Origin of the sequence: Rhodococcus sp. KB6, from assembly GCF_001445685.1 — a bacterium.
GTDB classification, from domain to species: Bacteria; Actinomycetota; Actinomycetes; order Mycobacteriales; family Mycobacteriaceae; genus Rhodococcus_F; species Rhodococcus_F qingshengii.
In genome coordinates this window covers 1-12866 of record NZ_LNAK01000105.1, presented here as the reverse complement: position 1 = coordinate 12866, position 12866 = coordinate 1, and the positions used below count along the sequence as shown (strand labels likewise).

Annotated in this window: 10 protein-coding genes and 1 rRNA gene; 4 read left to right on the top strand and 7 right to left on the bottom strand. The window is 60.5% G+C overall.

Annotation, left to right across the window (positions count from 1 at the left end; genetic code table 11):
* Positions 1-380: 380 nt before the first annotated feature.
* Positions 381-1805 (top strand): aldehyde dehydrogenase family protein, encoded by a 1425-nt coding sequence (locus ASU23_RS15080; protein WP_007732506.1) that lies wholly within the window; start codon positions 381-383, stop codon positions 1803-1805.
* A gap of 63 nt (positions 1806-1868) precedes the next feature.
* Here ASU23_RS15080 and ASU23_RS15075 read toward each other — a convergent pair whose 3' ends face one another.
* The 7 genes from ASU23_RS15075 to ASU23_RS15045 are packed head-to-tail and all read right to left on the bottom strand — an operon-like array spanning position 1869 to position 8857.
* Positions 1869-2630 (bottom strand): HpcH/HpaI aldolase/citrate lyase family protein, encoded by a 762-nt coding sequence (locus tag ASU23_RS15075; protein ID WP_007732505.1) that lies wholly within the window; start codon positions 2628-2630, stop codon positions 1869-1871.
* Between the two features lie 34 nt (positions 2631-2664).
* Positions 2665-3624: an aldo/keto reductase gene (locus tag ASU23_RS15070; protein ID WP_058038190.1), complete on the bottom strand. Its 960-nt coding sequence runs from the start codon at positions 3622-3624 to the stop codon at positions 2665-2667.
* On the bottom strand, positions 3624-4490 hold the full coding sequence (locus tag ASU23_RS15065; protein WP_007732503.1) for an ATP-binding cassette domain-containing protein: 867 nt from the start codon (positions 4488-4490) through the stop codon (positions 3624-3626). The genes ASU23_RS15070 and ASU23_RS15065 overlap by 1 nt, the downstream gene beginning before the upstream one ends.
* Entirely contained in the window at positions 4487-5320 is an 834-nt protein-coding gene (locus ASU23_RS15060; RefSeq protein WP_058038189.1) for an ABC transporter ATP-binding protein, read from the bottom strand. Before ASU23_RS15060 ends, ASU23_RS15065 begins: the two co-directional genes overlap by 4 nt.
* 3 nt (positions 5321-5323) lie before the next feature.
* Complete coding sequence (locus ASU23_RS15055; RefSeq protein WP_003941426.1) at positions 5324-6271, bottom strand: ABC transporter permease; 948 nt, start codon at positions 6269-6271, stop codon at positions 5324-5326.
* Positions 6271-7275 (bottom strand): ABC transporter permease, encoded by a 1005-nt coding sequence (locus ASU23_RS15050; RefSeq protein ID WP_007732496.1) that lies wholly within the window; start codon positions 7273-7275, stop codon positions 6271-6273. Before ASU23_RS15050 ends, ASU23_RS15055 begins: the two co-directional genes overlap by 1 nt.
* A gap of 4 nt (positions 7276-7279) precedes the next feature.
* Positions 7280-8857, bottom strand: a complete 1578-nt coding sequence (locus ASU23_RS15045; RefSeq protein WP_007732494.1) for an ABC transporter substrate-binding protein — start codon at positions 8855-8857, stop codon at positions 7280-7282.
* Between the two features lie 212 nt (positions 8858-9069).
* Between ASU23_RS15045 and pdxA the strand changes: the two genes are divergently transcribed.
* The 3 genes from pdxA to ASU23_RS15025 form a co-directional block, all read left to right on the top strand.
* On the top strand, positions 9070-11322 hold the full coding sequence (pdxA, locus tag ASU23_RS15035) for a 4-hydroxythreonine-4-phosphate dehydrogenase PdxA (RefSeq protein WP_058038187.1): 2253 nt from the start codon (positions 9070-9072) through the stop codon (positions 11320-11322).
* Positions 11323-11350: 28 nt separating this feature from the next.
* Positions 11351-12118 carry a DeoR/GlpR family DNA-binding transcription regulator gene (locus ASU23_RS15030; RefSeq protein WP_058038186.1) on the top strand — a complete coding sequence of 256 codons (768 nt, stop codon included), beginning with the start codon at positions 11351-11353 and terminating at the stop codon, positions 12116-12118.
* 639 nt (positions 12119-12757) lie between these two features.
* Positions 12758-12866, top strand: a 16S ribosomal RNA gene (locus ASU23_RS15025); the annotation flags it as partial.

Sequence of the window (12866 nt, the reverse complement as noted above, 5' to 3'; positions counted from 1 at the left end):
CCCGGAAGCTAAGCCCTTCAGCGCCGATGGTACTGCACTCGACAGGGTGTGGGAGAGTAGGACACCGCCGAACACACATTAGAGAAGCCCCCCAACCAGTACTGGTTGGGGGGCTTTCTCGTACCCAAAACACCCCGAAACATCCCGTCGCCGGCACCCCCCGGATCGAGTGAACGGCACTCTCACCCTCTTGGGCGAGGGGAACGGTACGTTCACACCATCACTGAAAAGCGTGCGCTCACCACAGGTCTCGTCAGTCGAAGGTCAATCTCGACACCAACCTGCCACGGAACCCGTCGAGCGTGGCTAGGCTCGGAAGAGGTGCCCCGTGTGATCGGGTCCACCTCACCTGTGCACGCGTGATGACTACGGAGGCTTCGATGACCGATATTCTCGACCGCACCAAAATCTATGTTGATGGCGCCTGGATCGAATCCACTGGCAGCGGTCGGATCGACGTTCTCAATCCGGCTACCGAAGAGCTGATAGGAACTGTCGCCGAAGGCACTGTCGAAGATGTCGATGCGGCTGCGAAGGCAGCACGAAAGGCTTTCCCCGCTTGGTCTGCACTATCCGGCGGCGAGCGAGCCGAATATCTTTCCAAAGCCGCGGCGATTATTGCCGAACGTACCGATGATCTTGCGGCGCTGGTTTCGCAGGATATGGGCATGCCGATCGGATTCGCGAAGCCCGTGCAAATCGGAATGCCGCTCGCGAATTTGAATGCATTTGCCGAATTGGCTCGCACTTATGATTTCGACGCTCACGAGGTCGGGAATTCGCTGATTGTTCGCGAACCTGCGGGTGTTGTCGGCGCTATCACTCCCTGGAACTTCCCGCTCCACCAAGTTGTCTTGAAGGTTGGCGGTGCGCTCGCGGCGGGCTGCACCGTGGTTCTCAAGCCCACCGAGGTTGCGCCACTCATCACGTACGCTCTCGCTGACATCTTCGACGAAATTGGTTTGCCTGCAGGTGTATTCAACCTGGTAAGTGGCTACGGCCCGGTAGTGGGTGAAGCCATCGCCGGCCACCCGGAAGTCGACATGGTCTCCTTCACCGGGTCGACTCGGGCAGGCAAGCGAGTGGCCATCGTTGCCGCGGACACCATCAAGAAGGTCTCGCTGGAGCTGGGTGGCAAGTCGGCGAACGTCATTCTCGACGACGCCGATCTCGAAAAGGCTGTCACGGACGGCGTCGCAAAGTGCTTCATCAATTCGGGCCAGACCTGTTCGGCGCTGACGCGTATGTTGGTTCCCGCGGAGAAGGTGGATGAGGCAGCGGCAATTGCTGCTGCGGTCGCCGCTCATTTCCCGGTAGGTGATCCGACTCAGCCGACTTCGGTGCTTGGTCCTCTGGTGAACGCGAATCAGCTGGGACGCGTTCGCGGATACATCGAGAAGGGTGTGTCGGAAGGTGCCACCGCAGTTGTCGACGGTCGCGAAACCGGTCTGGCCAGTGGATATTTCGTCGGTCCGACGGTGTTCGCGAACGTGACCGAAGACATGACCATTGCGCGCGAGGAGATCTTCGGACCGGTCCTCTCGATCATGGGCTACAAAGACGAGGCCGACGCAGTGCGGATCGCCAACGGCACCGAGTACGGACTGGCCGGTGGCGTTTGGTCAGGTGACCCCGATCGCGCGGATCGCGTCGCGCGGCAACTGCGTGCCGGGCAGGTCGAGGTGAACGGCGGCGCCTTCAACACGAATGCTCCGTTCGGTGGGTACAAGCAGTCGGGCGTCGGGCGCGAGGCCGGCACGTTCGGGCTCGAAGAGTTCCTCGAGATCAAGGCGATTCAGAGATAGTTTGTTCGAGAATGGCGATGCTCCCGTACCAAGTGCGGGAGCATCGCCATTTTTGTACCCGGATCAGGACTTGGCGGCATCCAAATGCTGAGCCGAGATGTTCGCCAGATGTGTCAGGTCCGAGGCCACGGTCGCGAACGTGTAGCCCTCCCCGAGCCGTTGTGCCGCAACCTGACCGGAAGGTGTGTGGATTCCCGCAGCGACTCCGCTGACGGCGGCAGCTTCGCGCACCCTGGTGAGCGCTGATTCGAATTCCTCGGCGACGTCCGGATCGTTGGAGTGCTTACCTCCGACGGCGATTCGTAGGTCGGACGGCCCGACGTACACGCCGTCCAATCCGGGCACTGCGCAGATCTCTTCGACGTTCGCCAGACCCTGTGGGGTCTCGATCATCGCAAATACAACGGTGTCGCGGTTCGCGTCGGCGGGAACGGGGCCGATACGGAGTTGCGAGCGCATGGGTCCGTAGGAGCGGATGCCGAAAGGCGGATACTTGGCGGCTGCCACGGCGGCCGCTGCCTCTTCGGCGTTGTTGATCAGCGGAACGATGACGCCCACAGCGCCCGCGTCGAGTGCACGGCCGATGGGCGTCGGATTGTTTGCCTCGACGCGCACCATCCCGACGGTGGACGGTGACGAGTCGATGGCGGTGAGCCCGGCGACCATCCCCGAATAGCCGATCAGGCCGTGCTGCATGTCGAGGGCAATGTAGTCCCAGCCGACGTGCGCGATCCATTCGGTCGAGATCGGGCTGTCGATGACGGACCAATATCCGAGTATGCGTTCGCGTCCTCGGATGCGTGCGGCGAATTCCTGTGCTGACATAGTGAAGAACTCTTCCTGATGAAGGTCGGGTGTTTCAGCGGTTGTAGTTGGGCATGGGGCCTCGTAGGGCGGCACCGACGAGATCACACTCTTCGACGGTCGAGGCGTCGAGTGGACCTCGCCCGATGGCCGCGATATTGGATTCGAGGTGCGTTACTTTGGATCCTCCGAGGAGCAGCGATCCGGCGACGGGCTTGCTGACCAGCCAGCGCAACGCAAGCTCGGTCAGGGAGATGCCCGACTGCTCTGCGATTGCCGTCAGTTGAGCGATCGCGTCGAATATCTGTGTGTTCCAGTATCGCTCCTTGTACATCGACGCAAGACGTGAGTCGCCGAATCGGCCGTCGGCGGGACTTTCGTCGAAGGTGTGGCGCCCCGTGAGCAGGCCCCCACCGAGTGGGTTGTAGACCATGGTGGTCAGTCCGGTCACGTCCGCGAATTCTGCGTATTCTTCTTCGATGCGACGCGCGAGCAAGTTGTAGAGCTGCTGTGCGACGATCGGTCGGGGAGCTCCGACTGTGTCTGCGGTGTAGTTGATTTCACTGATTTGCCACGCTGCGAAGTTGGATACGCCGAGTGTGCGGATCTTGCCCTCGGCAACCAGTTCCGCGACGGTGGTGAGAGTTTCGGTCAGCGTGACGGTTCGGTCCGGCTGATGGAGATAGAACAGGTCGACGTAGTCCGTGTCGAGTCTGCGCAGGCTTCCTTCGACGCTTGCTCGGAGCCCCTCTGTCGAGAGTGGGCTGTTGTCGCCGGCATCGGGATGCGGCATTCCCGCTTTGGTGGCGAGAGTGACGGAATCGCGTCGGCCGTGGAGCAGCTTTGCCAGCATGCGCTCGGACTCGCCGCCCGCATAGCCGTTGGCCGTGTCGATGTGAGAGATACCGGCGCCTAGTGCTGCGTCGAGCATCGATCCGGCGCCCGATATGTCGACCGTGTCTCCGAATGTCATGGTGCCGAGCACCAGTTTCGGAAGCTCGAAGGGGGCGGTCATCAGGCAACTCCTCGTGATTCGGTCTGCTTGGCTAGCAAGTTCTTGGACAGGGCTGCCACCACGTGGCGTGGTTTGATGCCGACCATGGTGGTGGGATCGAGAGCAGCGCCTCGTAGTGCGCGGGTGTACGGCTCGCGCGGACTGGCGAGAACTGTGTCTGTGGAACCGGATTCGACGATGGTTCCTTTCGACATCACGACTACGGTCTCGCTGATTTCTCGGACGACGCCCAAGTTGTGTGAGATGAAAACGTACGTCAGACCGGTATCGGCCTGAATTTCACGTAGGAGCTCGAGTACCTGCGCTTGCACCGACACGTCGAGAGCGCTGGTCGCTTCGTCGCAGACCAGGATCTCGGGTCCGCTGGCAAGTGCACGAGCAATTCCGATGCGCTGACGTTGGCCTCCTGAGAACTCCGCCGGACGCCGGTGTAGTGCCGAGCTGGGCAAGCCAACGCGATCGACGAGTTCTGCTGCTGCCTTTGCGCGTTCAGACTTGCTCCGAACACCTTTGAGGCGCAGTGGTTCTCCGATGATGTCCTCGGCAGTCAGATGAGGGTCGAGCGATCCGTACGGATCTTGGAACACCATTTGAACGCGAGAGCGGTAGGGGCGCAGCGACTTCTCCGACATCTGCGCGATGTCATTGCCGTCGACGAGAATGCGTCCACTGGTCGGTGTGAGGAGTCGGACGATCGATCGAGCGATGGTCGACTTGCCACATCCGGATTCGCCGACGATGGCCAAGGTCTTGCCCTTTTCCACCGAGAAGCTCACAGCATCCACGGCTCGGAAAACTCCGTCGGGAACCGGATACTCGACCACGAGATCTTCGACGGCGAGAAGTGGCGTTTCGTGGCGGGTCATGCCGAGGCTCCGATCTGTGTTGAACGGGCGGGGTCGCCGTCCCAAGGCCCCAGTTGAGGTATGGCGTCGAGAAGCTTTTGTGTGTAGGCGCTTTGCGGTGAGTCGACGAGAATGTCGGCACTACCGGTCTCCACAAAACGTCCGTCCTTCATCACGTAGATGCGATCGGAGACCAACCGCGCAACTCCGAGATCGTGAGTGATGACCAGCATTCCGATCCCGGTGCGCTCCTGCAACTCGAGCAATAGATCCAGAATCCCGGCCTGAACGGTTACGTCCAGTGCGCTGGTGGGTTCGTCGGCCACGATCAGTTCGGGGCCGGCAGCAAGAGCGCCGGCGATCAGGACGCGCTGCAACATTCCACCCGACAGTTGATGCGGGTACTTGTCGAGTTGCTGATCCGGATACGGAATGCGTACCTGCTCGAGCAGTTGCACTGCCCGCTCGATTTGTTGCTTCTTCGCGGTCACACCGCTGTGGCGCACTGCTTCTCGAAGTTGGCTGCCGATGGTGTGGACGGGACTCAGAGCCGTCATCGGGTCCTGGGGGATGAGCGCGATGTGTTTTCCGCGAATATCGTTCAGGATCTTCGTGTTTCCGAGAATGTCCTGACCCTTGAACACGGCTTTCCCGGAAAGAACCGCAAGATCGTCCGGAAGCAGTCCGAGAATCCCCATGGCTGTCGTCGACTTTCCGGAGCCGGATTCACCGATGATGGTGACGGTTTCACCGGCGTCGATGCAGAAGGACACGCCGTCGACGGCTCGGATGACGCCGTTCGCCGTGACAAGTTCGATCTGGAGATCGTCGACCCGTAGTAGATTTCCCATGTCTCACGCCTTCGCTTTCTGGGCGCTGCCACGCCCGAACAGGCTTGCGCCCAGTCGTTTCGAACCTGCAGGACGATCGCGCAGACCATCGCCGAGTAGGTTCACTCCGACGACCAGCAGCACGATCATCAGACCGGTCAACGTGACGATCCACCATGACGTGGTGATGTAGTCCTGGCCGTCGGCGATGATTCGTCCCCAGGTAGCGAATGGACGTTGCGGTCCGGCGCCGAGGTAGCTCAACGAACTTTCCAGCAGTACGGCCTGCGCGAGCAGCAGCAGGACGACGAGCGATGCCTGCTTGACGATGTTGGGAATGACGTGACGAAGCAGGATGGCCATGCGGGTAAGTCCGAGGACTCGAGCTGCAGCTACGTAAGGCTTTTCGCGTTCGACGAGTACCAATGAGCGAGTCAACCGTGCGACTTCGGGCCACTGTGCGATCGCGATGACAAACGTGATGACGGGAATGGACGGGCCGAACAGCGCAACAACGAGAAGCAGCATCATCAGCAGAGGCAGAGAAAGCTGTGCTTCGAGTAGGCGGGAGATCACGGTGTCGACCCAACCACCGAAGTACCCCGCGGCGGATCCGGCGACGATGCCGATGACGCCGGAGACGATCACGGCGAGAATACCGATCGTCAGAGACACCTGGCCGCCGTGCAGGATCCGTGAGAGCAGATCTCGTCCCAACTGATCGGTGCCGAACAGATGGCCGTCGGTGAGGGGCGGTAGCCGTCGACTGCTCAGGTTGGTCTGGTTCGGATCTGCAAGGGGGAGCAGCCCGGCCAATGCAACAGGAAGAATCACCAGGAGCGCGCAGATCGAGCCGGCCCAGATCTTGACTCGGCTGTCTCGCTTACGGCGCGTGGCTCCGGCGCGTGCGAAGTCTGCCTCGGTGACCGCGCTGGCGCGTGGAGTTGTTGGAGGTTCCAAGACGGTAGTCATCAGTTGGCGCCCTTTCCGAGTCGCACGCGTGGATCCAGGAGGGGGTAGAGGAGGTCCACTGCCAGTTGCACGAGCACTGCGAGAACCGCGGTGACAAGTACGGTGGCCTGGATGAGCGGGTAGTCGCGAGTCTCGAGTGCGCGGACCACCAGCGAGCCGACACCAGGCCAGGCGAACACGACCTCGACCACCACGACGCCGTTCAGCATTCCGGCAAATCTGGTGCCCAGCGCGGTGACGATCGGAATCGCCGAATTGCGCATCGCATATCGCCAGGTGAGTTCGCGTTCCGATACTCCGCGAGAACGTGCGACCGTGATGTACGGAGAAGCGAAGGCCGAGACCATTTCGCGTCGAACCATCCGGGAGATCAACGCGATCTGAAGGATGGCGATGGTGACGGTAGGCAGGATCAACGACGGCCATGTGGTGAAACCGGCTGCCGGGAGTACTGGGATCAAGACCGCGAAGATCGTCACCAGCATCAGGCCGCTCCAGAACTCCGGCATGGACTGCCCGCCGACGGCTACGACGTTCGCACCGAGTTCACGTCTGGTGTCCGCGTGACGGGCCATCCACACGCCCAGCGGAATCGAGAGCACGGCGGTCAACAGAATGGAGCTGACGGCAAGGGTGATGGTGTACGGGAGACGGCCGAGGACAACGTCCATGGCCGGCGCCTGGAACGAGTACGACGTGCCGAGATTCAGGTGGACGAGGTCCCACAGGTAGATCAGGTATTGGGAGAACACCGACTTGTCCAAGCCCATGTCAGCACGGATCTGTGCGAGATCCTCGGTGCTGGCCAGCGGTCCGGCCAAGGCGTAGGCAGGATCGCCGGGTGCCATTCGGATCAGGACGAACACTGTTGTGAGCGTGAGGAAGATCGTCAAGGCGCTCTGTGCCAGACGTTTGAGCACGTATTTGACGGTCGGGTTGATCCGTGTGCGTCGACGCGGAGAGATTCCGAGAGCGGTTTGCGGTTTCGGAGCGGTGAGAGTCATCGCCTCAGGCCTCCAATCGGACGGCGCCGAGGTCGTAGGAGTTGATTGGGGTCAGTGAAACATTTTGTACACGAGTGCGTTTCGCAAGGAGTGCGTTGGGTACGAAGCTCCACAGGCAAGGCCAGGTGTTCCAGATGTCTTGTTGTGCGGCGTCGAGTAGAGCGGCGCGCTTGGTCGGGTCTGGTTCACTGGACGCGGCTTGGATCTTCGCGGTGATTTCGGGGAAGACGTACCCGTGATAGGTGTCGCGAGTTGCTTCCTTCTCCGCTGTGCCGGCGTACATCCCCTGCAACGTGGTCAGTGCAAGTCCGGTCTGGTTGCCGTAGCCGTTGCCCAGCACATCCCAGTCGCCGGTCTTGCCCTGGCGCCAGGACGAGATGTCACCGCCCGGTTCGAACTGCTGGAGTTTGACGCGTACTCCCACGGCCTTCATCATTTCGAGTACCGATTCCATCACCGAGACGTCGTTGGTGAACTCTCCGGTTTCCCAGATGAAGGTGAGTTCGAGGTCGTCGGCGCCTTCGGCCTCGAGCATTTGCCGCGCTTTCCGTGGATCATATTGGTAAGTGCCGGTTTTCACGGCTCCGTCCAAGGTCGACGGTGCGGGGCCGGTGGCCGGGACTGCGGAACCGATCAGCACGTCCCGAGCGAGTGACTCACCGTCGATGGCATACGTGAGAGCTTCTCGGACACGCGGATTGGACAGTGGGTGATCGGCGGGCTTGCGGAAGTTGAAGAACAGTTGGTTGATGCGTGTGCTCGGTACTGTGTCCACCTGGACACCAGGCAGATCGGCGAGTTGTTCGGCGGAATCGGGACTGATCGAGTCGATGACGTCGACCTCGCCGCTCCGAAGCGCGACGACGCGGCCGGCCTCTTCGGGAATGAAGCGGACCTGAACACGACGAACGCCGGGGGCCGGGCCCCAGTAGTTGTCATTGGCGACAAGTGTGTAATCGCCGGTGCCCCGGTTCGATTCGCTGACGACGAACGGTCCCGACCCGATTCCGCTCTGCAGTTCGTTGGGTTCGTTGGCAGCGGCCGGGGTGATCAAGATGTTGGACATGAGCGAGTCCAGAACCGGCACCGGGGAATTCGTCCGAAGGATGAAGGTGCGATCGTCGATGGGGACGACCGTCGGCCACTCGGGGAACTGCGGTGCGACAAACGATCCGCTGACCTGCTGGTACATCTGCATTGCCGTCGTGACGTCGTCGATCAGCACAGGTGTGCCGTCGGAGTAACGGATGCCCTCGCGGAGTCGAACCGTCCACTCGGTCGGGCCGGTCGATTCGAACCTGTCAGCGAGAACGAGTTGCGGTGTCAGATTGTCGCCGATCCGGGTGAGACCTTGTCTGACGCCACGTTGAGCCGTGACTGCTGCGTCGAATTGATTGAGTTTGTTGTCGAGGCTGACGAGCGAGCGGTTGAGCCCGAGCACCAGGGTGTCCTGTGTCGGTTTCCCGGTAGGGCCGGCGCACGCGGCAGTCGTGCCCAGAAGCGTTGCGCCACCGATCAGCCCGGTGAACTGCAGAAAGGATCGCCGGGAGAGCTGTGGTGTTCGCAAACGAGTATTGGTCATCGGTGACCTTTCGATCCTGACGGGGCAGCGTGGGGGCGACGCTCCGAGCGGACTGTTGGTGAACAATCGCGTCGGGCTCTCGCTTGTAACTCAGCTCACAATGGCACTGTTGCGCACTTCGCGCAAGTCCCGTAACTTCTATTGCGTACTTCGCGCATCGGTTGCGATGCTGTGCATACTCGATTCAGACCGAAAGGGGGTCGAGGAATTCGATGAAACCACTGGTAATCATCGCTGATGATCTTTCCGGAGCAGCGGAGTCGGCCGCAGGATTTCTGCTCCGCAGTTCGGGCATATCGCTTCGGCTCGGCCCAGATGCGCCCGACGGATCAGGAGTGACGGTTTTCGATCTGCACTCACGGCGATCCGACCCCGCCAGAGCCTCTCGGGACGTGAGATCAGTTCTGCAATCGTCTGACGGCTCCGAGATCGTCAAGAAGATCGATTCCCTGCTCAGGGGCAACATAGCAGCGGAGGTTGGAGAACTCTCCCGCGACGGATCCCCGGTCATCGTCGCCGCCGGACTGCCCAGACAAGGGCGCACGGTGCAAGACGGCGTGGTGTTGGTCGATGGGGTTGCGTTGCACTCCACCGACCTGTGGCGCGCGGAGTCGAAGCCGACTCCTCGGTCGATTGCAGAGGCGCTCGGCCCGTCGGCAATCACTTCTGGCGTATCGCTGGATGACATTCGCTCCGGGCGTTTGAGCCAGGTTCTTGCGTCGATCTCAGAAGCCGGGTCGGTGGCGATCTGCGACGTCGAGACCGAGAGTGATCTGGAACTGATTGTGGCTGCAGCACAGGAGGTTCGGGGTTCTCGATTGGTAGGAACCTCGGCGCTCGCGATGGCAGTGGCACGACGAAGAACCGTGCAGTCACCCGTCGCGTGCCCATCTCTTCGTGATTCTCGATTTACCTTGGTCGTCGTGGGGACGGCGGATGCGTCTGCCGGGGACCAAGTGGCATTGCTTCGGGATTCAGGGGCGCACCATATCGAAGTGAACAGTGCTGAGCTGCTGGCGCATTCGGTCGATCCGCTTCCGATTCTGAACGCACTGGATCGCGGAAACGTCGTGGTTTCGGTAAGTGGACCTGTCGTGCCTGCAGAATCCGTCCACCTCGTTTCGGCTCTCGCCGATCTGATCGCTGCCGTCGATGCAGGATTCTCCCACGACGAGTACCCGATCGACCTGGTACTTACCGGTGGCGAAACCGCGCGCAGCGTTCTCGACCGCCTGCGGATCGACACGCTGTCACCGATTTACGAAATCGAACACGGCGCCGTACTTTCCGTCGATCGCACCGGACGGTACATCGTCACGCGGCCAGGCAGTTTCGGGAATGCACACAGTCTTTTCTCCATAACGAAGTTTCTCGCGCACCCCACCCCGGTCGCCGCTCCGGACAGTCCACCTTCAGTTACTCCTTCAGGCAACGAGGTCAATCCCATGTCAATCGAATCCACTCCACTGCCGCTGATTGCTGTCACGATGGGCGACGGCGCCGGCGTCGGACCGGAAGTGATCGTCCCCGCACTCCTCGACGCCGAAACGAGAAAGCGTTGCCGCCCTGTTGTTGTCGGCGACGCGAAGCGTTTGCGATTGGCTGCCGGGGTGCTCGGAATCGACGTCGACGTGGTCGCGATCGAGGGGATCAAGGATGCTGAATTCATCGATGGACGGATCAACGTCATCGACCTGGACTTGCTACCCGAGGATCTCGCCTGGGGTGAACTGTCGGCAGTCGCGGGAGATGCGGCCTATCAATATATCCGCGTCGCAAGCGAACTCGCTGTACGCGGTGAAGTCCAGTCGATCTGCACGGCGCCGCTGAACAAGGAAGCGCTGCATGCGGCAGGACACATCTATCCCGGACACACGGAATTGCTTGCGCACCTGACCGGTACCGAGGAGGTGTCGATGATGTTGTCGACCCCCAAGCTCAAGGTGATTCACGTGACCACTCACATCGGACTGCTCGATGCAGTTGCCAGGATCGAGCCCGGCCTGGTCGAGAGGACCATTCGTCGAGGTCACGAAGCTTTGGTGCGCACGGGCAATCCATCTCCGAAAATCGGCGTGTGCGGGATCAACCCGCATGCGGGGGAGAACGGGCTTTTCGGGTACGGAGAGGAAGAGCAGAAGATCATTCCCGCCGTCGAACTCTTGAAGGCAGAAGGAATCGACGTCCACGGCCCACTGCCGGCGGACACGGCATTCTTCCTCGCTGGACGTGGGGACTACGACTTGATCGTTGCGATGTACCACGATCAGGGGCACGGCCCGGTCAAGGTTCTCGGGATCGAGGCCGGCGTCAACATCACCGTCGGGTTACCTGTCATCCGTACCTCCGTCGATCACGGAACCGCTTTCGATATTGCAGGTAAGGGCATCGCCGAGGCCGGTAGTATGGTCGAAGCGTTGCGGCAGGCGGCCGAATTGGCAACCAGCACATTCGTTTCCAAGTAAGCACCAGGGTTTGTAGGGGGGAGGAGCGATGGCCATCCGGGAGTCGGAGTCGAGGCGGTCGGAGATTGCGAGGCTCGCTCGCACCAGCGGTCTGGCCAGTGTCGAGGATCTGTCTGCCCAATTCGGGGTGACTGCATCTACGATCCGTCGCGACCTGAGTCAGTTGACTGCCCAGGGAGTAATTGCCCGAACGTACGGCGGGGCGATTGCTCTCAACCCTCATCCGGAATCCTCCTTGCGTCAACGCGCAATGGAGGGATTCGACGCCAAACGGGGCATCGCCGAATGGGCTGCTGAGCAGGTTCGGCCCGGGGAAACCGTACTTCTTGATGCAGGTACCACCGTCGGGGCGATGGGAGAGTTCTTACGTCACGTGACGAATTTGACGGTGATCGCTGCAGGGCTGACGGCGCTCGAGGCGTTAGCCGACGCTGATGGTGTTCGAGTCGAATGTCTCGGCGGGACGCTGCGGCAGCTCAGTCAAGGATTCGTCGGGCCACTGGCGGAAGCGTCGCTGCAGCGGGTGTCGTTTGACAAGGCATTCCTCGGTGCCGATGCAGTTACGGCTGACCTGGGTATTTGTGAAGCTGAGCTCGATCAGACCCGGCTCAAGGAGATGATGATCGAACGTGCCGGCGAGGTCTACATACTCGCCCACTCCGCCAAGCTCGGTGAACGTCCTTTCCATGCGTGGGCGCCGATACCGCCGGGGGCCGTGCTGGTTACCGATGCTGCAGTAGACGCAAAGCAAGTCGCGTTGTTCGAGGATGCAGGTATCCGAGTCCAAGTGGTGTGAGTTCCCGCTGCGTGCCGATCCGGCCACGGTGTCCGGCGTCACATGATGTCCGAATTAGTGAAAATCGACTGAAACGGGCAATCTTGCTGGGGAAATGGACACCTCCGAGTCTCTGACCTGTGGATTTGTCAAAGACTTCGGCGGACGCGTAACTTATTCCAAGTCAGAGCGACACGGACACCGACTCCCGCTTCACGGCGAGTGACACGAGGTTGTACGAAGTGCCTGACCAAATTTCGAAGTAGTTTCCATCGTGTATGGTTGTGCTTCACCTCCAGTTCTTCCCCGAATGTTCAGCGGTTTGCGCCGATGATCACGATGGGATAGGCTGGAAAAGTTGCCCCGGAGCGGCGGCCATAGGGTCGTGGTGATGGTGTGTGCGTGTTCTTTGAGAACTCAACAGTGTGTCGATGAATGTCAGTGCCAAAATTTTTTTGGTACTTCACATGTCGGATGATGTTCCGGGCCTTCGGGTTTCGGTTCTGATGTTCGGGGTGTGAGTATTTTTCGTCGGTGATTGTTCATTCTTCCGTCTGAATGGTTGCCGACACATTTTTTGCTAGTTGAGTTTTTTTGCTAGTGATTTGACTCTTTTTGTCTATGACTGATTAGTGGGCTTGCCCGCGAAATCTAGAGTCTTCAACGGAGAGTTTGATCCTGGCTCAGGACGAACGCTGGCGGCGTGCTTAACACATGCAAGTCGAGCGGTAAGGCCTTTCGGGGTACACGAGCGGCGAACGGGTGAGTA

Coding starts and splice junctions, on each gene's coding strand:
- ASU23_RS15070 (WP_058038190.1), bottom strand. CDS start 3,624: ATGACCGCCCCCTTCGAGCTTCCGAAACTGGTGCTCGGCACCATGACA.
- ASU23_RS15045 (WP_007732494.1), bottom strand. CDS start 8,857: ATGACCAATACTCGTTTGCGAACACCACAGCTCTCCCGGCGATCCTTT.
- ASU23_RS15075 (WP_007732505.1), bottom strand. CDS start 2,630: ATGTCAGCACAGGAATTCGCCGCACGCATCCGAGGACGCGAACGCATA.
- ASU23_RS15030 (WP_058038186.1), top strand. CDS start 11,351: ATGGCCATCCGGGAGTCGGAGTCGAGGCGGTCGGAGATTGCGAGGCTC.
- ASU23_RS15050 (WP_007732496.1), bottom strand. CDS start 7,275: ATGACTCTCACCGCTCCGAAACCGCAAACCGCTCTCGGAATCTCTCCG.
- ASU23_RS15065 (WP_007732503.1), bottom strand. CDS start 4,490: ATGACCCGCCACGAAACGCCACTTCTCGCCGTCGAAGATCTCGTGGTC.
- ASU23_RS15080 (WP_007732506.1), top strand. CDS start 381: ATGACCGATATTCTCGACCGCACCAAAATCTATGTTGATGGCGCCTGG.
- pdxA (WP_058038187.1), top strand. CDS start 9,070: ATGAAACCACTGGTAATCATCGCTGATGATCTTTCCGGAGCAGCGGAG.
- ASU23_RS15055 (WP_003941426.1), bottom strand. CDS start 6,271: ATGACTACCGTCTTGGAACCTCCAACAACTCCACGCGCCAGCGCGGTC.
- ASU23_RS15060 (WP_058038189.1), bottom strand. CDS start 5,320: ATGGGAAATCTACTACGGGTCGACGATCTCCAGATCGAACTTGTCACG.